Genomic DNA, 22,955 nt, shown 5'->3' with positions numbered 1-22,955 from the left:
CACCGAGATGATTCCGGAGCGAATGATCTCGGCCGAGTATGCAGCCTGGTGCAGCGCCAAACCGATGACTGCCGCGGTGAATCCGCCGATCACACCGCTGACCTGGAAGGTGAAGAACTCGGGACCGAAAGGTATTCCGAGAGAAAGTGTCTGGTACAGGTAAGTGATGTTGAACCAGAAGAGCAACTGCACGATGAGTGGAATCGAGCGGAAGGCCCAGATGTAGGTCCAGGCGATCACCTGCAGGACCGGATTCTTCGACAACCGACCGAGTGCCAGGAAAACACCGAGACCGAACCCGAGGATCGTCCCCCACAGGGTCAGTTTGATCGTCATCCACAACGCGGCGAGCACTGATTTCGCGGTGAAGTACTGCGCGAACGTCGGCCAGTCCCAGCCGGGGTTGACGACGAGCCCGTGGATGAACTGAGCAAGCAGGACCAGCACGACCGCACTGATCACCCAGCGCAGCGGGTGCCAGGTGCGAGCGACGACAAGCTCCGAGTCGGGAAGTTGCGACTCGGACACCGACTTTTCGGGGCGGACATCGGTGGGCGCGCTCACGGCGCGCTACCTGACGGAGTGGACATCACGAATAGACCTTTCGGGGAAATGGGAACGCAGCTGTGTCCTCGAGTTGGTGCGCTCGAGTTGCGAAGACGACGAGAGTTCGGTCAGCGACAGTGACACGAAGCGGTGCGGCACAGATCGATGTGACGTCGCTTGTGCGCAGCGTGCGAAGTGGTACCCATGTGATGCCTTCCATCGGTCCTGGCGGTAGCACCCGCTCCCGATCACTCGGGGGGTTGCTGCGACGTCGACGAGCCAGGTCTCTCGGTCGCTCTGGATGGTGAGCAAAGACTAGACGCGAAATGTCGAGTCGTCAAATGTTGTATTTCCCTGCACTGCAAGGGAAATGAAGTGTCTACGATGTTGAAATCGCATTGATTTCAACGGTGTCCGAAGCCGCGTTCGGCGTGTTGAATGGAGCGTTCGAATGAAGACCGGGACCGCCGTCCGGACTGACTTTTCCTCTGCCGTACCGTCTGCGGAGTGAGTGGACTCGACGCTTTCTTCATCTTGTTGGCCGGTATCGGCGCGGGCGCGATCAACGCCGTGGTCGGCAGTGGAACGCTGATCACGTTTCCCACCCTGGTCGCCTTCGGCATGCCGCCCGTGACCGCAACCATGTCCAACGCGGTCGGGCTCGTCGCCGGCGGAGTTTCGGGTACCTGGGGCTACCGACGTGAGCTGTCCGGACAGTGGGACCGACTGAAGTGGCAGATTCCGGCGTCCCTCGCCGGAGCACTACTCGGTTCGTGGTTGCTCATGCACCTACCCGAGAAACTGTTCGAGACCATCGTTCCGGTGCTCTTGGTCCTCGCTCTCGCGCTCGTCCTCCTCCAACCACGCATCCAGGCGTGGGCCAAGAAGCGTTCCACCGAAGAAACGACGCTGTCCACCAAGAGGCTGATGCTCCTGACCGCCGGCACTTTTGCAGTCGGCATTTACGGCGGATACTTCACTGCCGCGCAGGGCATCCTTCTCATCGGTGTGATGGGTGCCATCCTCCCGGAAACCCTCCAGCGCATGAACGGCGCGAAGAACCTGCTGTCGCTGCTCGTCAACATCGTTGCAGCAGGGATGTACATCACTCTGGCATTCGATCAGATCAATTGGGCAGCAGCCGGTTTGATCGCCGTCGGCTCACTCGGTGGTGGCGTCCTCGGCGCCCGCTACGGACGGCGCCTGTCCCCCACTGCATTGCGCTACACGATTGTCGTCGTCGGCCTGATCGGCCTGTGGCGCCTTCTCGCTTGACCGCCCACATCGGGCGCCACCCGCACATACTGGAGTAATGACCAGTACAGAAGATCAGACCGGTTGGACCTACCTCATGGACATGGACGGGGTTCTCGTCCACGAGGAGCACTTGATACCTGGAGCGGACACGTTCCTGGCAGAGCTGGCGTCGAACGACATCCCGTACATGGTGCTCACCAACAACTCCATCCGCACCCCGCGTGACCTGCGAGCACGCCTGCTCAATTCGGGACTCGACATCCCGGAGAAGTCGATCTGGACGTCAGCGCTCGCAACCGCGACGTTCCTGGCCAACCAGCGGCCAGGCGGCAGCGCCTACGTGGTCGGCGAATCGGGCCTGACCACTGCCCTGCACGACATCGGTTACGTCCTGACGGACAGCGACCCCGACTACGTCGTCCTCGGCGAGACGCGAACGTACTCCTTCGAGGCAATCACCACCGCCATTCGCCTGGTCGAGCGTGGATCGCGGTTCATCGCCACCAACCCGGACGCCACCGGGCCGTCGCGTGACGACCGGCGATGAAAATGATGATGGATACCAAGCCTGCGAGGGCTCCCAGACTGAGTAGGACTTCCCGTACCCGGTTCGGCATCGAGGCCTTTGCATGTTTTTTCGTGTGTCGGGCCATTGCCATCACACCTTTGCCGCGAAGGTCAGGACGATGTTCGACGTGCTGTTCGTCGGCGGTGTCGGTGTTGTCGGAAGCTGCACCGAGACACATAAATTCTCGGTAGCCCCGACCGCCAGTGGGCGGTCGGGGCTACCGATGGCTTGATTCGCGGTGAGTGTCAGCGCGAGCGAGGACACAACGTTGGCGCCGTCAGTGCACTTGTTGGCAACAGTTCCGTTGGAGGAAACCGTCATTCGTAGAGAGGTCGTCAACGCACCACTACTCGTAGACGTGATCGTGTACTTCAGCGGGACAGTTGTCCCTGTGCCCAGGTTGTTGACCTTGATCAGAGCGGTATTCGAATCGCCGGGAATCATTCCGGACTTGCCAAGCTCACTGAAATTCAGAGACCTGGTCAGAATGGGCTGGGCAATGCTGTTCAACTGCAGATTGATGGAACCCGTCGTGATGTTGCCCGAGGTTGCCGTGGCGGAAGACGTCCAGGCCGCGAGCGTGGTCACACGATTCCCACGCCTTCAAGGCAATCGTCGCATTGGCAACGGTCGGCCTCACTGTTGTCGGTGCGTCCCAGATCGGTGGCACCAAGGCGGGGTACACCGACGAAGCCACGGCAACAAGCATTCAGTTCGGCACTGCTGCAACCTTTCCCACGTCTCCAAGCACAGCCAGTTGCGCAGTGAATTTTGCGGTCGTTGTTCCGGTCGCAGTAACGATCACCTGGCCCGCGACTGTCGGAAGCTCATACCGTCTCATTGCCCGCGATAGCAACGGATCCTTGTTGGGATCGAATGACTACACCGCAACGTCTACTACAGGCTCCATGAGATACGGCTCGGGCGGTACAACAGTCGCGTTCCCGCTCATCGTCGGCACCTACAACATCGAAATCCATGGACTGAGCGGCACGTCGGTCACGCCGTCGTACTCCGGCTACCAATTCAGCATTCTCGTCGGCCTGCTCTACTCGTGTGGCGGTCCGATCAGCGGGACATCTGCTCTCAGTCGATCGGCAGCGCCGGCACTGGCGGCAGACGCTCCGAGCACTCCTACCACGGCCGTCACTTCCACGGCCGTCACTTCCACGGCCGTCACTTCCACGACCGCCTCATCCACCACGCCCACCACGACATTGGCGCCGGCTGCGACAACCACCAGCACAACTGCACCGTCGACAACCACCTCGTCACAGACTACAACTTCGCCGCCGCCCACAACGACAACGACAACGGTGCCACCAGCCACGACCACTCCGAGCGAGGCCCCCGTCGGCACCCCGGTGACCACTACCGGTCACAGTGCACAGAAGCTCTCGACTTCCACTGGAACCGTTGTGTCCGTGTCGAATTCATCAGGTACTGAAGTCTATCGAGGTACCGTCGACAGCGACGCTGTCCTGCATTGGCTCACCGGTACCGATCAGCTATACGTAATCACCCCTTCCGGAGTCGCCGTCATCGACACGTCAACGGGAGTCTGGGCCGAATCTCCTACCCCGAGCGAACTGCCGGACGAGATCAAGGCGCTGGTGCCGTGATGAGAAAGACAACGAAAGCTGCCATGGCAGTTGCCGCGGCCGGAGCCGTATTGCTCGGCGGTTCGGGCACATTGGCGAAGTGGACCGACAGTGCGACCCTGACAAGCGCCGCTGTCCAGTCCGGGACCCTGGATCTGGGAGCGTGCGTGACCACGAGCGGCGGGGGCTGGTATTCGCAGGTCTACGTCAACGCGCCCACCAATCCGAATCCACTCGTATATATCCCGGACATCACTACCTACCGGCTCAAGCCCGGATTCAACTACACGTATTTCTGCGATTCGAAGGTGATGGCCACCGGCCCCCGTCTGAAAGCGAACGTGACAGTCGACAAGACCAAGTTGAGCGGCGGGCTCGCAGCCGCCAACATCGACCTTCGCACGTACGTCACGGATCAGAGCAACAATCTGCTGTACGACAGCACAGCACCGACGCCGAACCTCATCGCGGTCACGTCGGCGCTGAACAACACCAATCTGACGGCGCAGGTGTTGTTCACGATCTACCCCACCGACACGACAAGCTCAGGTCTCACACTGAATACGACGGCGTTGACGATCGACGTCAAACAACTGGGTCTCACGCCCGCACCGTAGAACGCCTTGCCGTCGGAAGTTCGAGGCAAGGCGCTCCAGCGATTCAGCCGAGTGCTCGCTTCAGATCAGCCAACAGATCAGCCGTGTCTTCGAGCCCGACGGACAGACGGACAACGCCGTCTGTAAGACCCACTGCTGCACGGCCTTCCGGACCCATGGCCCGGTGCGTTGTCGTGGCGGGGTGAGTGATCAACGACTTGGAATCTCCCAAGTTGTTGGAGATGTCGATGACGCGCAGGCCGTTGAGAACCTCGAACGCCCGCTTCTTGCCCTCTCCGTCAGGCGCATCGAGCTCGAACGTGACAACCGTTCCGCCACCGCTCATCTGAGACTTCGCGAGCTCGTGCTGCGGATGCGACGTCAGGTACGGATACTTGACCCACTTGACGCCGGAGTGTCCTTCGAGGAATTCGGCGATCTCGAGTGCCGAAGCCACGGAGTGCCGAATACGGACCGGCATCGTCTCCAGGCCCTTGAGCAGAGTCCACGCATTGAATGGACTGAGCGCAGGACCGGTGTGCCGCATCAGTTCTCGGACGGGACCACTGATGTATTCCTCGGTTCCGAGAATCGCGCCACCGAGCACGCGCCCCTGACCGTCGATGTGCTTGGTGCCGGAGTACACAACGACGTCGGCGCCCAGATCGAGGCTGCGCTGCAGAAGCGGCGTCGCGAAGACGTTGTCCAGCACTACCTTTGCACCGGCTGCATGAGCAAGCTCCGACACCCGTCGAACGTCGACGAGAGATTGCATCGGGTTGGACGGCGTCTCGAAGAACACTGCCGTGGTAGGCACGGACAGCGCCTCTTCCCACTGCGCGTTGTCTTCACCGTCGACGAAGACGACCTCGACTCCCCAGCGCGGAAGAATCTCGTTGCACACGACGAAGCAGGATCCGAAGAGGCTGCGCGCAGCCACCAATCGGTCGCCGTTGGCCAACAGTGCGCCCAACGCCGTGAAGACTGCCGACATTCCGCTGGCAGTCGCAAAGCAGGCTTCTGCACCTTCGATGAGACGCAGGCGCTCTTCGAACATCTTGACCGTCGGGTTGCCGTAGCGGGAGTAGACAAAATGATCCACTTCGCCGGTGAAGGCTTGTTCGGCGGATTCTGCACTCTCGTAGACGAATCCGGAGTTGAGGAACAGCGCTTCGGAAGTCTCCTCGAACCCGGTACGCATCAGTCCGCCGCGAACACCGAGGGTGCCGAGACCGACGTCGTCCGGCAGCGCTCGTTGAAATGCGCCACCCTGGGGAATTCCGCTCACTGCTGCCTCCATGGCAAGCCGATGGCCCGCCAACCTACAAGTCCGCGATGTCCGTCGGCACCCAATGCGCCTTCGAACCCGTCGAGCACGTTGTACGACGGGCCGATGCCCGCCGCAGTCGCAGCTTCCGCCGCACCGATGGAACGTTGTCCGGATCGACACAGGAAAATCACCGGACGCTCCGACCCGGAGGAATCAGCAGTGATGCCGGCTTCCTTCAACTGGTCGACGAAGTTGTCATTGCGCGCGCCAGTCGGGTGGCTCACCCATTCGATCAGTGCGGCCTGCTTGCCGAGGGAGGACACATCGGGGACACCGACGTACTTCCACTCCGCATCGGTCCGCACGTCGACCAGCACGGCGTCGGGGTTTTCGCGGAGCAGCTCCCAGGCTTGCTCCGGCGTCAGATCGCCTGCGTAACTCACGTAGTCCATGTTTTCACAAGACTGCCGTGAGCGCCTGAGCGGGCCGTCAGTTGCAGACGACCCAACGGTTGCCGTCACGGGTCAGGGCCCAGGTCGAGACTCGCTCGCCCGCTCCGCCACCGGTGATCGTCACGTCGGCCCGGGCGCGATCGCCGTTGACCGCGACCCCGTCCACACCCTTCAGCTCGACCGTCCCGTCGACGCCGGCCATCGGACCGTTGCTCGAATTGAAGCTCGCGCAGGTCAGGGTCTTGATCGTCGCCGCGTCATTCCGATTCTCGGCATCGACGTAGTCGGTGACGGAGCGGCTCACGCGGTCCGACTCGGTGACGTTCTCCTCGGCCGGCGAGATCCACGATGCGACGAAGATTCCACCCAGGATCAAGGCGACGATGGCGACAGCCAAGAGGAACGGCCCCGCAGACGCCTTCTTGCCATCGATGTTGTCGGATTCGCGCAGCTCGTCACTCATAACGCCAATAGTCCCCCACAACTAGAAATTGTGGCCCGTCAAGGATCAGGCCCCTACCCCGGATACCCGAGACAACAGGAGAATGGGAGGAAAGAATAGGTTTACCCACAACCGATCGAGTGAGAGTGTGGATCCGTTCGGCCGCAACCGAGGCACTGTGCTTAGGTTCGGCTAAATTGGATACTTGTCGATATGTTGTCCGAACTTCGAAGAAGGTAGCTGTCCTCACGATGACTGACTCCAACCGCCCACTCCGGGTCGCGATCGTCGGCGCCGGCCCCGCCGGCATCTACGCCGCCGACGCCCTCATGAAATCCGACACCGCAGTTTCCGGCCGCGGCGTCAGCATCGACCTCTTCGAGCGCATGCCCGCGCCCTTCGGCCTGATTCGTTACGGCGTCGCGCCCGATCATCCGCGCATCAAGGGCATCATCACCGCCCTGCACAAGGTGCTCGACAAGCCTCAGGTACGCCTGCTCGGCAACATCGACTACGGCACCGACATCACCCTCGACGACCTGCAGTCGTTCTACGACGCGGTCATCTTCTCCACCGGCGCCAACGCCGACCGTGCGCTCGGCATCCCGGGCATCGAACTCGACGGCAGCTACGGCGCGGCCGACTTCGTCTCCTGGTACGACGGCCACCCCGACGTACCGCGTACGTGGCCGCTCGAAGCCGAGAAGGTCGCCGTCCTCGGCGTCGGCAACGTTGCCCTCGACATCGCCCGCGTTCTCGCCAAGACCGGCGACGAACTGCTGCCGACCGAGATCCCCGCCAACGTCTACGAGGGCCTCAAGAACAACAAGGCCGTCGAGGTTCACGTCTTCGGACGCCGCGGCCCGGCCCAGGCCAAGTTCACCCCTCTCGAACTGCGCGAACTCGACCACTCGCCGACCATCGAGGTCATCGTCGACCCCGAGGACATCGACTACGACGAGGGTTCCGAGCAGGCTCGCCGCAACTCCAAGCAGGTCGACATGGTTGCGAATACGCTGCAGGACTGGGCAATTCGCGACGTCGGAGCCCGTCCTCACAAGCTGTTCCTGCACTTCTTCGAATCTCCCACGGAGATCCTCGGTGAAGACGTCAAGGTCGTCGGCCTGCGCACCGAGCGCACTCAGCTCGACGGCACCGGCAACGTCAAGGGCACCGGCACGTACAAGGACTGGGATGTCCAGGCCGTGTACCGCGCCGTCGGTTACCTCTCGCAGAACATCACGCAGTTGCCGTTCGACGACCAGGCCGGCACCGTCCCCAACGACGCCGGACGCGTCGTCGCCGACGACAACGCCGAGGGCGCAGCCCGGTTCATGCCGGCCACCTACGTCACCGGCTGGATCAAGCGCGGCCCCGTCGGCCTCATCGGCCACACCAAGGGTGACGCCAACGAAACCGTCGCGAATCTTCTCGAGGACTCCGTCGACTTCGCGGGCGCCGCGAACCCCGACGAGAACGCCGTCATCGAGTTCCTCGAAGGCAAGCAGGTTCCGTACACGACCTGGCAGGGCTGGTACCGCCTCGACGCGCACGAGCGCAGCCTGGGCGAGCCCGAGGGCCGTGAGCGCATCAAGGTCGTCGAGCGTCACGACATGCTGAAGGCATCCGAGCCCGACCGCGCGAACTGAGTGCGCGGAAGTAACTGAACAGAAGCCCTCCACCGGCCCGACGCGACCCAGGTCACATCGGGCCGGTGGTGTGTGCAGGGACCCAGGGCAACAGGGCAAAATAGACCCCGTGTTTGACGCCCATGTGCATATCATCGACCCGCGCTTCCCGCTGGTCGAGAATCACGGGTACCTGCCTGAGCCCTTCACCGTGGCCGATTACCGGGCCCGGATTGCCTCGCTGAAGGGCCTCAGCGTTGACGGCGGCGCGGTGGTGACCGCGTCGTACCAGGGCAATGACCAGGAATACCTGAAAGCTGCCTTGTCCGAACTCGGTGAAGGCTGGGTGGGCGTCACTGCTTTGCCGCTCGATGCGACGGATGAAGACATCGTTGCTCTGGACGCACTGGGAGTACGTGCCGTCCGGTTCAACCTGCGCCGCGGCGCCACCGACCTGCGTCTGCTTGCCGATCTTGCCAACCGCGCATTCGATCTGGTCGGCTGGCACGCCGAGTTCTACGTCGATGCCACGCTGTTGCTGTCGTTGGAACCGGTCTTCGCCAAATTGCCCGCGGTGAGCATCGACCATTTGGGAATGTCCACCCGCGGACTGCCGTATCTCCTCAACCTCGTCGACCGCGGAGTGCGCGTCAAAGCCACCGGGTTCGGCCGCACCACCATCTCCGACGTCAGCGATGTGCTGCGCCAGATCCACGCGGTCAATCCCGCTGCGCTGATGTTCGGCACCGATCTACCCGGTACACGGGCACGTCGAGCGTTCGAGGTCCACGACCTGGACGTGATCGCCGACGCTGTCGGCGACGACCTGCCCGCGGTCATGTGCGACAACGCCCGCTCCTGGTACCGCTGCGCTCAGGTGAACGCAACGGCTCCCAGCCACAGCCCCGCCGCGATCAGCGCTCCGAACAGTTCCACCAGCATGGACAATCCGACTGCCTTCACCGCGTGAAGCGTCGACGACCAAGCGATGTCGTAACGGCGCAGCCGCGCTAGTTCCGCGAAATACGTTCCGACGATGAATCCCAGGAACAAGCCCACGACCGGAATCACGAAGAACCCGATGATGCCGACGACGCCGCCGACCACCACCGACAGGTTGGGCACTCCCCCGGACTTCATCCGCTTGCCCGGCCACGTGTACTTCACGATCCCGGTGACCACCAGTGCCAGCGTGGACAGCGCGAACACCGTCCACGCCGTGGCACCACCGGTCATGATCGCCCACACCAGAATTGCACCGAAAACGAGAAGCGTCCCCGGGAGAATCGGAACGACGACACCGATCAGACCGACCAGGATGACCAGCCCGACGAGGACCTCGGCCGCTGGACTCATCCGACGGGACGCACCTTCGACGCAGCCTCGCGAGCACGGTCGCGTGCAGTAGGCACATCGGCGGCCGTCGACACTGCAACACCCATGCGACGACGCGTAAAGCTCTCCGGCTTGCCGAAGAGCCGCAGGTCCGTCTCGGGAACCGCGAGCGCCTCGGCGACGCCGTCGAATCCGATCCCCTTTGCCTCCACTCCGCCGTAGATCACTGCCGATGCTCCCGGAGACGTGCGCGTCGTGTCGACCGGCAAGCCCAGGATCGCGCGGGCATGCAGTTCGAACTCCGAAAGTCGCTGCGTCCGCAGAGTCACCAATCCGGTGTCGTGCGGCCGTGGGCTCACTTCGGAGAAGAAGACGTCGTCGCCCTTCACGAATAGCTCGACGCCGAAGATGCCTCGCCCGCCCAGAGCCGTGGTCACCTTCTCGGCGACGTCTCGGGCCGAGGCGAGGGCAACCGCGGACATCTGCTGCGGCTGCCACGATTCGATGTAGTCTCCGGCCTCCTGCAGGTGCCCGATCGGTTCGCAGAACGACGTCTCGACCTGACCGCTCTCACCGACGGCTCGAACTGTCAATTGCGTTATCTCGTAATCGAAATCGACAAAGCCTTCGACGATCACCCGGCCGTGATTCACACGACCACCGGCCATCGCGTAATCCCATGCGGCGTCGAGATCTTCGGCGGATCGAACCGTCGACTGTCCCTTCCCCGACGAGGACATGACTGGCTTGATGACGCACGGGAAACCGATTCGGTCTGTCGCTGCCTGCACTTCGGCAAGCGAGTCCGCGAAAGCGTACGGCGAAGTGGGCAGGCCCAACTCCTCGGCCGCGAGCCGACGGATTCCCTCACGGTTCATCGTGAGCTGGGTGGCTCGGGCGGTCGGAATGACCACCGCACCCCCGCGTTCTTCGACGAGTGCAAGCGCATCCGTCGCGATGGCCTCGATCTCGGGAACCACGAAGTGAGGCTTTTCCAACTCGATGACGGCAAGCAGTGCTTCCGGATCGGTCATGTCGACGGTATGAGCACGATGAGCCACCTGGTGCCCAGGGGCATCGGGATACCGATCCACCGCAATCACTTCGACGCCCAGACGCTGCAGCGCGATGACAACTTCCTTACCCAACTCGCCTGATCCCAACATCATCACGCGGATGGAGTTCTCGGTCAGTGGGGTTCCGAATCGGAGCGGAAGCGTCGGCAGGGGCGAAGGCGTCGAATCAAGCTGCATAGGTGCGACTATATGCCAATCCCGATGCAGGTCAGCGCGGTTATCGGCCGTCCACCACACCTTCGCGGCCAAATCCTCGCCGGATCGTTCGGGGTAGCGCAGGTTTGCGATAGGTGCGGGTGGCAGTGTCCGGCTCGGAATTCCGTTGCGGCACGGTGTCGTTGCCGACGCGGTGCACTTTCACGAGGTTGCGCCCAGCACGCTTGGCGTCGTACAGAGCCTCGTCTGCGACGCTCATGAGGGTCGACAGAGCCGGCGTCGCATGATCGACCCACGCGACGCCGACGCTGACGGTGCTCGTCACATCTGATTCGGCCGAGTACTCGACTTGCGCGCCGCGGACCGCCTCGGCGACATCGATTGCTCGCGCGTAGCTGCAGTCCGGAAGCAGAACGGCGAACTCCTCGCCGCCGAGCCTTCCGATCAGATCGCCGTCCGACAATCGGTCAGCGGCCCGCTCGGCGAAGTTCGCGAGAACGCTGTCACCGGTCATATGTCCATGCGTGTCGTTGATGCTCTTGAAGTGGTCCAGGTCGAGCATCAGCAGGCCGACCGGAGATTGTGTGCGAGCCGCGTCGGCAAGTTCCGCTTCCGCGTGGCCGAGGAACGCACCGCGCGAGAGGACCCCGGTCAGATGGTCGAATTCGACGGCAAGGAAGAGCTCACGCTCGGCAGCACGGCGTTCCTCGGTCGCACAGGCAACCGCTATCGGCCCCAACGCGATCAGCGTGACCGCTATGGATGTGATGACGTCCTCGTTCCACGTCGAGGCGGCTTGATCTCCGATGTCGAGTCGACCGCTACCCGCCATCATGAGTGACCACACCGACCAGACCACTGAAACGAAGGCAGTGCTCGGAACCGAGATGCGAGTGGCACACCAGAGGAGAGCTGGAATCGGCAAGACCAGCGCAATCGGCCCTTCGATACTGAGGGCGATCGGCACGCAGGCTGCAGTGGCGAGTAGCGGAACGCTCAGAGCGGCGACAGTTCTGGCGGTCAGTTTCCTGCGGAACTCGGCAAGGCTCGACGGGATGGTGAGAGTGAGAATGAGAGGAAGGACCAGCAGGTACGCCATGACCTCGGTGGCACCCCAGTGGAAAAACGTGTCGGCAAAGGACTGACCGCGTAAGAGCCGGTCCAAGGCGCCGGCCGTGGCCGCGGTACCAGTCGCCGCGACGAACGAAACGAAGACCATCCATACCAGCGACTGCGAATCGACCAATCGGAACGGTGTGCGCTTCAAGTAGTACAGAACGAGAACACCGAGCGTCACTCCGGCGAGGTTGGCCCCGTTCAGCTGCAGGGCAAGCGACAGCGAGTTGCCCGTAATCAGGTCAGCGCAGACGTATCCGACGGCCGCGGCGATCCACGTCCGCCATTCGATCAGGACCGGCCATCTGACCATCATTCCCAGCAGAATGGCGTTGGCACACCAGAAAGTCGCGAGCAAACCTGGTGGGCGCGTGAGGATGCCGATCAACGATGCCGCAAGTACGACGGCCAGCACTAGGAGAAGGCGCAGAAAGCGACTCGTCCCTACCATGCGTCACCTCGCGGTCGGCTACCTCTGAATTCGGGAGCACCGGACGTCGCGGTGACCGTATGCCGATGTCGTCGAACCATCGTACGCAGGTGCTGCCACTCGCAGTTCTGTGTTCACATGCCAAAACGGCAGCTGCGACCATCTCCGCAAACGCGAGTGCCCTCCGGCCACGACAGTGGACAGAGGGCACCTGCATGCAATCCGATCGGCAGAGCCGAATGGACCTGCCGGAAGGGATGACTACTCGGCGGATCCGCTGGACAGACCCGAGAGTGAACCGGTGGACGAGCCCTCGCCCTTGCCGGACAGCGATTCGGTGGGAACGGACTTGAGGAAAGCTCCGAGCGCGGTGAGCAGGGGTCCGAGGGTGCTGAGTGATCCGAACATAGGAGGTTCTCCTGTATGTGAGGTGATGTGATGTTCCAGCGCCATTCCGGCCGCAGGCGGTGGCCGAGATGGTTCGGGAACTTCTGCCGCACGGATGGCTGAACCGCCCCCCGAACAACATCCCGAGCTGTGATGTAGCGCACTTACTTGGCGCTGCCTGCATTTATAGACCGGCTTTCCACACTTGTCTAGCTACCTAATAGCTATCAATGCGGACTTTCGGTCACACCTTTACGGATAATTGCAGTTCAAAGCGCAAATCAACCCTCCAGAATGTCCCATAATGTGATTTAGCTCACAGTGAAAAGCCGAAAAGTGTGACCCGCAGACAACTGCGAGCCACACTTTCGGACAAACTGGACTTACTTATCGGCCGCCGATCCCGTCCCAGGGGTGAGAGAGCCACCACCGAGTGCCGTGAACAGGTCCTTGAGCACCGGAATGAACGTCTTGACGACGCCGCTGAAGTCTTCGAATGAACCCATGTCGGGCCTCCTTTTGTCGGAATGCAGTTGAGATGAAGTGAGGACCGAGAACTACTCGGCGGCCGAACCGGCCGAACCCGAGCCGTCTGCCGATCCCGCGTTCAACTTGGTCACGAATGCAAGAACGCTCTTGAGGAAGGCGTCGAGATTCTGAATCGAGGTCATGCGACTACTCCTGTGTTGTTTCGGAAGATTTCTCGAGGTCGAACGTCAGGAGTTCGAGCTCGCGGTGTCCAGCCCCTGAAGGGTTTTGAGCATGTTGACCAGGGGCAGAAGCTGGAGAATGCCCCAGCCCATACCGTTGGCCTTAAGGAGGTTTCCGAGGGATCCCATATGTGACTCCTTGCATGAATATCTATGACGCGGCGCACGTTTTGTTCGCTCCACGTCTTTGTAGCCAAGCTAAATACGTACGTCCAGTTTGTTTCTGTCCAAGCGAAAACGTGACACATTGGATTAATATGTAAACCTGCAGTTCAGGTGCTGTGACCTGAATCCAATCTCGAATTCGAGTGTGTTCGAGATCACAGTCAATTAGGACAAAAGGATGCAATCGTCAGAGTCGGTGCCAACCTCGACCGCGATCTGTCATACCGTGTGCGTGTGATCAATCGCGAACGAGCGGCAACCGAGGCAACTCACCGGGAACCGTCGTGCTAGCAAAACTCCTCAAGACGTACCTGCCGCCGTACCGCTGGTTGCTTGCCGGGGTCCTCGCACTGCAACTCTTCGGGGCCATCGCGTCGTTGGTCCTCCCCACACTCAACGCGCGGATCATCGACGACGGCGTCGCCCGAGGCGACACCGGATTCATCATGTCCACCGGCGGGATCATGCTCCTGGTCTCGCTTGCGTCGATCATCGCGTCGGTCGCATCGACCTATCTGGCTGCAAAATCGTCGATGGGCTTCGGCCACGACGTTCGAGGCGCCTTTTACAAGGCAGTCGGCAGTTTCTCGGATCGCGAATTCAACAGTTTCGGTGCGCCGACGCTGATCACACGCAACACCAACGACGTCCTGCAGATCCAGGCCCTGGTCATGCTGACGTCCTCGATGCTTGTCAGCGCCCCACTTATGTGCATCGGCGGCATCATCATGGCTCTGCGCGAGAACCTGCAGATGTCCTGGCTCCTGACGATTTCGGTACCACTGCTCGGCATCACCGTCTCGGTCGTGGTGGCCAAGCTGATCCCGCATTTCCGGACGATGCAGACGCGGATCGACAACATCAATCGATCACTGCGCGAACAGCTCACCGGTATGCGTGTCATTCGCGCTTTCGTTCGCGAACCCGACGAGACGATCCGCTTCGACAAGGCCAACAAGGAACTGACCGACACTTCGCTCCTCATCGGCCGGTACCAGGCGGTTCTGCTGCCCACCGTCATGTTGATCGCCAACCTGTCGAGCGTGGCGGTCCTGTGGTTCGGCGCGCATCTGGTCGACACCGGGGACATGCAGATCGGACAGATCAGCGCCTTCCTCGCCTACGTCATGCAGATCCTGATGTCGGTGGTCATGGCGACCATGTTGGCCGTCGTGATCCCCCGCGCCGCCGTGTGCGCCGACCGCATCACCGAAGTACTCGACACCGAGGCGACCGTGCCCGCGCCGGCCCAGCCCCTTCGCCCGACCAGCCCATACGGCGTGGTCGAGTTCGGTGGAGCCGGATTCACGTATCCGGGAGCAGAAACGCCGGTTCTGTCGAATGTTTCGATGCGATGCATGCCAGGCACGGTCACCGCGATCGTGGGCAGTACGGGCAGTGGCAAATCGACCCTCGTCTCACTCATCCCCCGGCTCTTCGACGTCACAGCCGGCGCCGTCCTGGTCGACGGCTTGGACGTCCGTGGCTGGGATCAGGACGAACTCTTCGCCAACTTCGGATACGTGCCCCAGAAGGCCTATCTGTTCGCCGGCACGATCGCGAGCAATATCCGCTACGGAAACCCGACCGCCACCGACGACGACATCTGGGCAGCCCTCACCATCGCCCAGGCAGACGACTTCGTCCGGGAACTCTCCGACGGTCTCGAGTCACCGATCGCGCAGGGCGGCGGCAATCTCTCGGGCGGACAGAAACAACGTCTCGCCATCGCCAGAGCGGTGGTCCGCAGACCCCGGATCTTCGTCTTCGACGATTCGTTCTCCGCTCTCGACATGCATACGGACGCCGCGGTCCGACGCGAACTCCGGACGGTTTCGACTCATTCGACGGTCATCATCGTGGCTCAGCGCGTCGCGTCGATCATCGATGCCGACCAGATCATGGTCCTCGAAGACGGTGCGCCGGTCGGCCTCGGCGACCATCAGTTCCTTCTGGCCAACTGTCCGACGTACCAAGAGATCGTGGCTTCCCAGATTCCCGCGGAGATGAGCGCATGACCAGCCCGCAGGACCCGACATGGGGCGGCCCCAACAGCCAGTACTTCGACGATGCCCCGACGGTGGTGTTCGCCAAGATCCCGAGCGAACCTGAATCCGCGGACGGGGATGCGAAGTCGAGTAACCCCGAGACCCCCGACAAAGAGCCGAAGCCCGCGCTGACCGCGACGGACACCAAACCTCGCCACTTCAAGGCGACGATGAAGCGGCTTCTCTCGCTTCTGCAGCCGCACAAGTTTGCAGTCTTCTGTGTCGTCGTTGCGACGATCGCCAGCATCGCGCTGTCGGTCGCAGTGCCGAAAATCCTCGGTCACGCGACAGACCTCATCTTCGCCGGGTTCATCGGCAAGAGCCTGCCCGCCGGACTGACCCGCGAGCAGGCCGCAGACGCCATCCGGGCATCAGGGAATTCGACGTTCGCCGATCTTGTCGCCAACTCGACCGACGTCGTTCCCGGTGTGGGTCTGAACTTCGACGCCATCGGCAAAGTCGTCATGCTCGCGATCGGCGTGTACTTGCTCTCGTCGCTGCTTGCCTGGTTGGAAGCATTCCTCCTCAACATCATCGTCCAGAAGACCATCTACAACCTGCGTGCCTCGGTGGAGGCGAAGCTTCACCGTCTCCCCCTTCCGTATTTCGACAAGACACCGCGCGGCGAGATCCTCAGCCGCGTCACCAACGACATCGACAACATCTCGTCGACGCTGTCGTCGACGTTGACCTCGCTCCTGACGTCGGTGCTCACCGTCCTCGGCGTCCTGACGATGATGTTCGTCATCTCTCCGATGCTCGCCCTGATCGCACTGATCGCGGTGCCGGTATCGGTGCTCCTCGTTGCCAGGGTCGCCAAGCGAGCACAGGTGTTGTACAAGGCTCAGTGGACCGAGACGGGCAAGATCAACGCGCAGATCGAGGAGAACTACAGCGGTCGCGACCTGGTACGCGTGTACGGGCATCAGGCCGAAGCCGAGCGTGAATTCGCCGAGCAGAACAAGAAGCTCCTCGACGCGTCCTTCGGCGCACAGTTCCTCTCCAGCCTGATCATGCCGGTCATGAACTTCGTCGGAAACATCACCTACGTGCTGCTCGCTGTGGTCGGCGCTCTCAAGGTCGCCAGCGGCAACATGTCACTCGGTGACGTTCAGGCCTTCATCGTCTATTCGCGCCAGTTCAGCCAGCCACTGACGCAGATCGCGTCCATGTCGACCAGCCTGCAGTCCGGAGCCGCGTCGGCGGAGCGGGTCTTCGAGCTTCTCGACGAACCCGAGCAGTCGCCCGACATCGACGTGCCGCTCCTCCCCGAGCCCGCCGGACGTCATCGCAACGTCGGTCACATCGAGTTCGAGAACGTCTCGTTCCGGTACGAGCCGGACAAGCCGTTGATCGAGAACGTGTACCTCACGGCCCGGCCCGGGCAGATGGTCGCCATCGTCGGGCCCACCGGTGCCGGCAAGACCACCTTGGTCAACCTGCTCATGCGCTTCTACGAAGTCGACTCCGGCCGAATCACTCTCGACGACGTCGACATCTCGCAGATGCGCCGCTCCGACTTGCGCAAGCACGTCGGCATGGTTCTGCAGGACACCTGGCTCTTCGGCGGCACGATCCGCGACAACATCGCATACGGCCGACTCGACGCCAGCGAATACGAGATTCACGAAGCCGCACGCGCTGCCTTCGTCGACCGCTTCATCCACACCCTCCCGGACGGGTACGACACCGTGCTGGACGAGGAGGCGTCGAACATCAGCTCCGGCGAGAAGCAGCTCATCACGATCGCTCGTGCATTCCTGTCGGAGCCGTCGCTGCTGATTCTCGACGAGGCGACGAGCTCGGTCGACACACGTACGGAACAGCTTGTGCAGCAAGCAATGTCCGCGTTGCGCGTCGGGCGGACCAGCTTCATCATCGCGCACCGGCTTTCGACCATCCGTAACGCCGATCTGATCGTCGTGATGGAGGCGGGCAAGATCGTCGAGCAGGGCACACACGACGAACTCATCGCAGCGGCGGGCGCGTACTTCCGTCTCTACAACGCTCAGTTCGAGGGTGCCGCCGTCTAGTGATCGGCGCCTCCCTCGGTGGACACAGTGCCCCGGAGCACACCTGATCGATTCGACACGTTACCGTCGGGTCAGAAGTGTTGTCACCGTCTGAATTGGGAGTGCGTGTGTCTGCAGAAGCTGTGGAGAAGAAGGGCCCGCTCGCGGGCATTCGGATCGTGGAATTCGCTGGATTGGGACCGGGCCCGCACGCCGCGACACTGTTGGCGGACATGGGCGCCGACATCGTCATCGTGCAGCGCGCAGGGCAGATTCCGCAGGACTCGAACGCAACCGACCAGATCAAGCGCGGCCGCCGCATCGTCGAGGCCAACCTGAAGGACCCGGCCGACGTCGCGAAAGTGCTCGATCTCCTGGGCCGCGCCGACGTCCTCATCGAGGGTTTCCGCCCCGGCGTCATGGAACGCATGGGACTCGGACCCGACGTGGTCTCGGAGCGCAATCCGCGCCTCGTCTACGCCCGTATGACGGGCTGGGGACAGGAAGGACCGCTCGCCAACGCCGCCGGTCACGATATCAACTACATCTCACTGACCGGTGTCCTCAACGCCATCGGACGCAAGGGTGAACGTCCCGTGCCGCCGCTCAACATGGTCGGCGATTTCGGCGGCGGTTCCATGTTCCTGATCTTCGGCATTCTGTCGGCTCTCGTCGAGCGCTCGACGTCCGGTAAGGGCCAGGTCGTCGACGCGGCAATGGTCGACGGAACCCTCGCGCTCTCCCACATGATGTGGGCATTCCGCGGTCGCGGCGTCTGGTCCGACGAGCGCGGCGTCAATCTCCTCGACACCGGCGCTCCGTTCTACGACACCTACGAGACCTCCGACGGCAAGTACATGGCCGTCGGATCCATCGAACCGCAGTTCTACGCATTGCTGCTCGAGGGCCTCGAACTCGATCCCGCGACGCTCCCTCACCAGATGGACACGTCCAAGTGGGACGACATGAAGAAGCTCTTCACCGAAAAGTTCCTGTCCAAGACTCGCGACGAGTGGGCCAAGATCTTCCTCGGCACCGACGCCTGCGTCTCCCCTGTCCTGACTTTCGCCGAGGCTCCGTCCAACGAACACATCGCAGCCCGCGGTTCGCTCATCGAACTGGACGGCGTCACCCAGCATGCTCCCGCACCGCGCTTCTCGCGCACGCCCACCACGACGCCTGCTGCGCCGGCGCGTGAGGCGACGGATATCGATACGGTCTGGACCTAGGGCCTTCGGCCCCTGTGCGCCTTTTTGGTAGTTACTGCAACCAAAAAGGCGCACGGGGCGTCAGCCCAACCTGTAGAACCTGAACATCTCGTGCTCGATCGGCAGCACGTCCACCCGCTCGAAACCTGCCGCCTTGGCATAGCTTTCGAGTGTCGAGTGCCTCATCACCGTCCCGGTGGCAATGCTTCCCGGATGCGAAAGACTGTCCGGTAAGCAGCAGGTCAGCGAAAATCCGTACAGCAATTGCTCGATCGGACCCGCCTCGGGATCGAACTCATCCGCCGTTCGTTCGTCCATCACGATCACCGGAGCGCCCGGCTGGGCAATCGCCCGAGCCGTGGACAGAAAACCCACCGGATCCGGAACGTCGTGAAGGCACTCGAAAGCGAAGACGGCGTCGTAGGTCCCGGCATCGGCTCGCCCGGCCTCAGGAGCCTGTCCGGCGACGTCGACCAACGAGAAATGCACGCGGTCGTCCACCCCCCGATCATGAGCGTTACGACGGGCAGCGTTCACCGACGCCGCGTCGACGTCGAAGCCGTGCACTTCTATCTTCGGGTATCCGAGGGCGAGCGCGATCGACGACCAGCCCTCCCCCATCCCGAGATCAGCGACCTGCCCGCCGTCCGTAAGTGTGGCGTGCAGGTCGGTGACCACCGGCAGAAACTGCTGACAGAGCTGCTGGAGATACATCGGCCGGTTCAGCAGCGCCTGACCCTCGCGAGCATCGGGGCCCATCGATTCCCACGTGACTCCCCCGCCGTGACGATAAGCGTCGAGTAGACGTGGCATCGACGACGTCGTCGCGACGAACAGCCTCGCCAGCGGCGCCAGGAAAAGTAGGTTCTCGTCGTCGACCAGAACATCGGCGTGGGCCTGCGGCAGGCTGTACCGGCGATCGGCATCCGAATTGACGTCCACATAACCGGCGACGGCCTGCTGCTCGAGCCACTCCCGCGCATATCTTTCGACGGTCCCTGTCCGGTCCGCCAGCTCCGTCGACGTGAGCGGGCCGTGATCGCTCAGCGCGCGATACCAGCCCAACCGGTCGCCCAGATACACGGCCTGCAGCTCCGATGCCCCGAGCGTGGCCGCGAACAATCGTTCTGCGAGCGCTTCCGCCGCACTGGTTCCCGCTGCGCCTGTACCGTCTACCGCCGTCATGCCCTACCTCCTGGTTTCACACCACTTTCAGGGTGTGTACCCAGTTCTCAGACGACGACCATTCGTTGGTCTGCCGTGTCGCGATCCGTCGCGAGAGTGTCGTACGCAGCGGCGATGGATGCAACGCCGCGAATGAGGTCCTCGGGAGAACGTGCGTACGGCACGCGGATGAATCGTTCGAACGCACCTTCTACGCCGAAACGGGGGCCGGCGGCAAGGAGTACGCCGAAGTTGGGTGCCACCGCCGCCAACGCCGTCGAGACGGGCGCGGACATTCGCATCCAGACCGACATTCCGCCGGAACCGATGGTGGGACGCCAGTCCGGCAGATGCTCGGCCACCGCACCGAGGAGTACCGCACGCTGTTCTCGCAGAACTTTGCGACGCTGTTCGAGCAACGAGCGGTCGTCGGCGAGCAAGTAAGCGGCTGCCAACTGATCCATGACGGGAGTACCGAGGTCGACCGCGGCACGCGCCCCCACCAACTGGGTGATGAGCGCGGCATCGGCGCGAATCCAACCGACACGTAGCCCGCCCCACAGCGACTTCGCGGTCGAACCGAGCGTCACCACTTCGGTTTTCGCTGCGCCTCGCCCATGTGAGGCGACCGGCGCCGGCGGTGGTGCGTCGAGCCACAGATCCACCATCGTCTCGTCGACGACCAGAGTCATTCGCGTTTCGTGCGCAATCTTCGCAAGCTCGGCGCGGCCGGAAGAGTCCATGCAGAGGCCGGTCGGGTTGTGAAAGTCGGGGATCAGGTATGCCATTCTGGCAGCGGTTTGCCTTGCTGCACTACGAATCCCGTCGAGATCCCAGGCTCCGGCTGCCGCGAACTCCGGTCGGACCGGAACCGGTACGGGCCGAGCGCCGTTTCGCCGAATCGCTTCCAGCGCATTGGGGTACGTCGGATGATCGACCAGCACTCGCTCGCCGGGTGAGGTGAGCACCGACAGCAACAATCGAAGCGCGTGCTGCGCACCCGAGGTCACCATGATCTGTTCGGCGGTGGTGGGAAGACCCCGCGCCGTGTAGCGCTGCGCGATCACGTCACGCAAGTCGGCGATCCCGACCGGTTCCATCCCGTGTGTGGGAAGGAAGTTCGGAAGTTCCTGCAGCGCAGACGCATACGCCAGTTCGACCTGAGCGGCGGGAGCTGCCATCGCCGCGTAACTGAGGTCGACGACGGGTCCACTCGGCCCGGGTTGATGGGAGCGGAACATCAACCCGTTCGGCCGCGCGCCGGCAGGCAATGCCACGGTGCTTCGCGACCCCTGCCTGCTGATCAGGTACCCCTCGTCTCGCAGCACCGAGTACGACGACGTGATCGTGGTTCGACTGAGTTCGAGTACCGCCGCAAGTTCACGCTCACTCGGCAGTGCGACTCCCAGCGGAACGCGACCGTCGTGCACGAGCAGGCGGATACCGTCGGCAAGCGCACGGTACGCGGGCCTGCGTCCGGACTCTTCCTGCCAGGATCCCAGATCGCGAGCAAGCGAACGGGCACCGAGAACTCGAGTCATCATGCAGTCCAGTATCGACAACTTGGCTATGTAACTCAATACCAGTCGAGTTGATCATATGTCCATGACTACCTTCGCAACCCTGATCGGCATCGGACTCTTCGTGGCACTCGTCTACTTCTTCGCGCCCGCCGAAGGTGAAGGTACATACATTCGGTTGGAGCAGTTTCGCCTGGCAGCACCCCTCGGCGGCATCTTCCACGACAAGACTTCAGACCGCGAGAACGACGCTGTCAGACCCCCGTGCGATTGTGATCAGGGGGAAGAATTCACTGATCTCAGTCCAGTTGCGTAAAACTGGACTCTTTTCGCACTCAGAAAGTCTCCAGAGAGGGTTCCCATGCCGGCTTCCAAAAAGATTCTCTATATCGATCTCGACAACACCTTGGTCAACTTCCAGTCGGGCATCGATCGCCTGACCGACGGCGTCCGAGTGAAGTACCAGAACGACCTCGACGAAGCGCCGCACATCTTCTCTCGCATGGATCCTCTCGACGGCGCTATCGACGCCTACCACCAACTGGCACAGCAGTTCGACACCTACATCCTCTCGACAGCGCCGTGGAAGAACGCCACAGCCTGGCACGACAAGGTTCTGTGGGTCCAAGAGCACCTCGGAATGGAGGAAGGCAGCGTCGCATACAAACGTCTGATCCTCTCGCACCACAAACACCTCAATCGTGGCGACTACCTCGTCGACGACCGCGGAGCAAACGGAGCAGATCGATTCGAGGGCGAGTGGATCAAGTTCGGCAGCACCAAGTTTCCCGACTGGAAGACCGTCACCGCACACTTGTCGAAGCTGGCTTGAAACACGAAATCCCCGCTCATGCTTGCATGAGCGGGGATTTCGAGGGAACGAACTAGCGGACGATCTCGCGCCGGACGATCGTCTCGTCGCGGCCGGGGCCGACACCGATGCAGGAGATGAACGCACCCGAAAGCTCTTCGAGACGAAGCACGTAGTTCTGCGCATTCTGCGGCAGTTCCTCGAAGGTGCGAGCCTCCGAGATGTCTTCCCACCAGCCGGGCATCTCTTCGTAGATGGGCTTGGCGTGGTGAATATCGCTCTGTGACATCGGCATTTCGTCGTGGCGGACACCGTCCACCTCGTACGCGACACAGATCGGCACGGTGTCGAGGCTGCTCAGCACGTCCAGCTTGGTGAGGAAGTAGTCGGTGATGCCGTTGACGCGCGTCGCGTAGCGCGCGATGACAGCGTCGAACCATCCCGTACGACGAGCGCG

25 protein-coding genes, 1 pseudogene and 1 riboswitch are annotated in these 22,955 nt (G+C 62.2%); of the genes and pseudogenes, 11 read left to right on the top strand and 15 right to left on the bottom strand.

What is annotated here, in order from left to right; genetic code table 11:
* On the bottom strand, positions 1 to 564 hold a 564-nt coding region (locus tag A2J01_RS31515), incomplete at its 3' end, for an ABC transporter permease subunit (RefSeq protein ID WP_156519463.1).
* Between the two features lie 110 nt (positions 565 to 674).
* Entirely contained in the window at positions 675 to 752 is a 78-nt protein-coding gene (locus A2J01_RS37545) for a putative leader peptide (protein ID WP_350318888.1), read from the bottom strand.
* 7 nt (positions 753 to 759) lie between these two features.
* A riboswitch (SAM riboswitch) is annotated at positions 760 to 854 on the bottom strand.
* 199 nt (positions 855 to 1,053) lie between these two features.
* On the opposite strand from A2J01_RS37545, the gene A2J01_RS31510 reads away from it, so the two are divergent.
* Both A2J01_RS31510 and A2J01_RS31505 read left to right on the top strand, forming a co-directional pair.
* Entirely contained in the window at positions 1,054 to 1,821 is a 768-nt protein-coding gene (locus tag A2J01_RS31510) for a sulfite exporter TauE/SafE family protein (RefSeq protein ID WP_003944404.1), read from the top strand.
* Between the two features lie 37 nt (positions 1,822 to 1,858).
* Positions 1,859 to 2,338, top strand: a pseudogene (locus tag A2J01_RS31505) (HAD-IIA family hydrolase); the annotation flags it as partial.
* Positions 2,339 to 2,461: 123 nt separating this feature from the next.
* Here A2J01_RS31505 and A2J01_RS31500 read toward each other — a convergent pair.
* Positions 2,462 to 2,959, bottom strand: coding sequence for a hypothetical protein (locus A2J01_RS31500; protein WP_064114301.1), 498 nt, complete (start codon positions 2,957 to 2,959; stop codon positions 2,462 to 2,464).
* 460 nt (positions 2,960 to 3,419) lie between these two features.
* Complete coding sequence (locus tag A2J01_RS36160) at positions 3,420 to 3,701, bottom strand: hypothetical protein (protein WP_156519462.1); 282 nt, start codon at positions 3,699 to 3,701, stop codon at positions 3,420 to 3,422.
* 94 nt (positions 3,702 to 3,795) lie between these two features.
* Between A2J01_RS36160 and A2J01_RS36155 the strand changes: the two genes are divergently transcribed.
* Together A2J01_RS36155 and A2J01_RS31490 are read left to right on the top strand one after the other, a co-directional pair.
* Positions 3,796 to 3,993, top strand: coding sequence for a hypothetical protein (locus tag A2J01_RS36155; RefSeq protein ID WP_143541223.1), 198 nt, complete (start codon positions 3,796 to 3,798; stop codon positions 3,991 to 3,993).
* A complete protein-coding gene (locus A2J01_RS31490) occupies positions 3,993 to 4,589 on the top strand; it encodes an alternate-type signal peptide domain-containing protein (RefSeq protein WP_047269470.1) in 597 nt (198 codons plus the stop codon). The genes A2J01_RS36155 and A2J01_RS31490 overlap by 1 nt, the downstream gene beginning before the upstream one ends.
* A 43-nt stretch (positions 4,590 to 4,632) precedes the next feature.
* On the opposite strand, the gene A2J01_RS31485 is transcribed toward A2J01_RS31490, so the two are convergent.
* Genes A2J01_RS31485 through A2J01_RS31475 form a run of 3 tightly spaced genes read right to left on the bottom strand, consistent with a single transcriptional unit; the run spans position 4,633 to position 6,753 of the window.
* Positions 4,633 to 5,856, bottom strand: coding sequence for an O-succinylhomoserine sulfhydrylase (locus tag A2J01_RS31485; protein ID WP_197494342.1), 1,224 nt, complete (start codon positions 5,854 to 5,856; stop codon positions 4,633 to 4,635).
* A complete protein-coding gene (locus A2J01_RS31480; RefSeq protein WP_007726822.1) occupies positions 5,853 to 6,281 on the bottom strand; it encodes a rhodanese-like domain-containing protein in 429 nt (142 codons plus the stop codon). The genes A2J01_RS31485 and A2J01_RS31480 overlap by 4 nt, the downstream gene beginning before the upstream one ends.
* A 46-nt stretch (positions 6,282 to 6,327) precedes the next feature.
* Positions 6,328 to 6,753: an Rv0361 family membrane protein gene (locus tag A2J01_RS31475; RefSeq protein WP_064114298.1), complete on the bottom strand. Its 426-nt coding sequence runs from the start codon at positions 6,751 to 6,753 to the stop codon at positions 6,328 to 6,330.
* A gap of 230 nt (positions 6,754 to 6,983) precedes the next feature.
* Between A2J01_RS31475 and A2J01_RS31470 the strand changes: the two genes are divergently transcribed.
* Both A2J01_RS31470 and A2J01_RS35535 read left to right on the top strand, forming a co-directional pair.
* Positions 6,984 to 8,381 (top strand): FAD-dependent oxidoreductase, encoded by a 1,398-nt coding sequence (locus A2J01_RS31470; RefSeq protein WP_064114297.1) that lies wholly within the window; start codon positions 6,984 to 6,986, stop codon positions 8,379 to 8,381.
* 109 nt (positions 8,382 to 8,490) lie between these two features.
* On the top strand, positions 8,491 to 9,330 hold the full coding sequence (locus A2J01_RS35535; RefSeq protein ID WP_223304639.1) for an amidohydrolase family protein: 840 nt from the start codon (positions 8,491 to 8,493) through the stop codon (positions 9,328 to 9,330).
* Here the strand turns inward: A2J01_RS35535 and A2J01_RS31460 are convergent.
* The 5 genes from A2J01_RS31460 to A2J01_RS37275 form a co-directional block, all read right to left on the bottom strand.
* Complete coding sequence (locus A2J01_RS31460; RefSeq protein ID WP_007726816.1) at positions 9,234 to 9,716, bottom strand: DUF456 domain-containing protein; 483 nt, start codon at positions 9,714 to 9,716, stop codon at positions 9,234 to 9,236. The genes A2J01_RS35535 and A2J01_RS31460 overlap by 97 nt on opposite strands.
* Complete coding sequence (purT, locus tag A2J01_RS31455) at positions 9,713 to 10,948, bottom strand: formate-dependent phosphoribosylglycinamide formyltransferase (RefSeq protein ID WP_064114295.1); 1,236 nt, start codon at positions 10,946 to 10,948, stop codon at positions 9,713 to 9,715. The genes A2J01_RS31460 and purT overlap by 4 nt, the downstream gene beginning before the upstream one ends.
* 40 nt (positions 10,949 to 10,988) lie before the next feature.
* On the bottom strand, positions 10,989 to 12,494 hold the full coding sequence (locus A2J01_RS31450) for a GGDEF domain-containing protein (protein ID WP_231783042.1): 1,506 nt from the start codon (positions 12,492 to 12,494) through the stop codon (positions 10,989 to 10,991).
* A 240-nt stretch (positions 12,495 to 12,734) separates the two neighbouring features.
* Complete coding sequence (locus A2J01_RS31445; RefSeq protein WP_007726811.1) at positions 12,735 to 12,881, bottom strand: hypothetical protein; 147 nt, start codon at positions 12,879 to 12,881, stop codon at positions 12,735 to 12,737.
* A 362-nt stretch (positions 12,882 to 13,243) separates the two neighbouring features.
* Positions 13,244 to 13,366, bottom strand: coding sequence for a hypothetical protein (locus A2J01_RS37275; RefSeq protein WP_019749478.1), 123 nt, complete (start codon positions 13,364 to 13,366; stop codon positions 13,244 to 13,246).
* 653 nt (positions 13,367 to 14,019) lie between these two features.
* Between A2J01_RS37275 and A2J01_RS31440 the strand changes: the two genes are divergently transcribed.
* The 3 genes from A2J01_RS31440 (at position 14,020) to A2J01_RS31430 (ending at position 19,024) form a co-directional block, all read left to right on the top strand.
* Positions 14,020 to 15,753, top strand: a complete 1,734-nt coding sequence (locus A2J01_RS31440; RefSeq protein ID WP_007726810.1) for an ABC transporter ATP-binding protein — start codon at positions 14,020 to 14,022, stop codon at positions 15,751 to 15,753.
* Positions 15,750 to 17,816, top strand: coding sequence for an ABC transporter ATP-binding protein (locus tag A2J01_RS31435; RefSeq protein WP_003944426.1), 2,067 nt, complete (start codon positions 15,750 to 15,752; stop codon positions 17,814 to 17,816). Before A2J01_RS31440 ends, A2J01_RS31435 begins: the two co-directional genes overlap by 4 nt.
* Before the next feature lie 107 nt (positions 17,817 to 17,923).
* Entirely contained in the window at positions 17,924 to 19,024 is a 1,101-nt protein-coding gene (locus tag A2J01_RS31430; protein ID WP_042924245.1) for a CaiB/BaiF CoA transferase family protein, read from the top strand.
* Between the two features lie 60 nt (positions 19,025 to 19,084).
* Here A2J01_RS31430 and A2J01_RS31425 read toward each other — a convergent pair whose 3' ends face one another.
* Complete coding sequence (locus tag A2J01_RS31425; protein WP_054781779.1) at positions 19,085 to 20,188, bottom strand: class I SAM-dependent methyltransferase; 1,104 nt, start codon at positions 20,186 to 20,188, stop codon at positions 19,085 to 19,087.
* A gap of 47 nt (positions 20,189 to 20,235) precedes the next feature.
* Positions 20,236 to 21,711 (bottom strand): MocR-like transcription factor YczR, encoded by a 1,476-nt coding sequence (gene yczR / locus A2J01_RS31420; protein ID WP_042452149.1) that lies wholly within the window; start codon positions 21,709 to 21,711, stop codon positions 20,236 to 20,238.
* A gap of 61 nt (positions 21,712 to 21,772) precedes the next feature.
* Here yczR and A2J01_RS31415 point away from each other — a divergent pair, with 61 nt between their 5' ends.
* Together A2J01_RS31415 and A2J01_RS31410 are read left to right on the top strand one after the other, a co-directional pair.
* Positions 21,773 to 22,003 (top strand): hypothetical protein, encoded by a 231-nt coding sequence (locus A2J01_RS31415; protein ID WP_003944349.1) that lies wholly within the window; start codon positions 21,773 to 21,775, stop codon positions 22,001 to 22,003.
* Between the two features lie 45 nt (positions 22,004 to 22,048).
* A complete protein-coding gene (locus A2J01_RS31410) occupies positions 22,049 to 22,519 on the top strand; it encodes a 5' nucleotidase, NT5C type (RefSeq protein ID WP_064114294.1) in 471 nt (156 codons plus the stop codon).
* Positions 22,520 to 22,571: 52 nt separating this feature from the next.
* On the opposite strand, the gene A2J01_RS31405 is transcribed toward A2J01_RS31410, so the two are convergent.
* On the bottom strand, positions 22,572 to 22,955 hold a 384-nt coding region (locus A2J01_RS31405), incomplete at its 5' end, for an adenylosuccinate synthetase (RefSeq protein ID WP_197494341.1).

The organism is Rhodococcus sp. EPR-134 (assembly GCF_001647205.1).
GTDB lineage: Bacteria > Actinomycetota > Actinomycetes > Mycobacteriales > Mycobacteriaceae > Rhodococcus_F > Rhodococcus_F qingshengii.
Note: the sequence above shows the minus strand (reverse complement) of the source record. Positions and strands in the feature narration are given on the sequence as shown.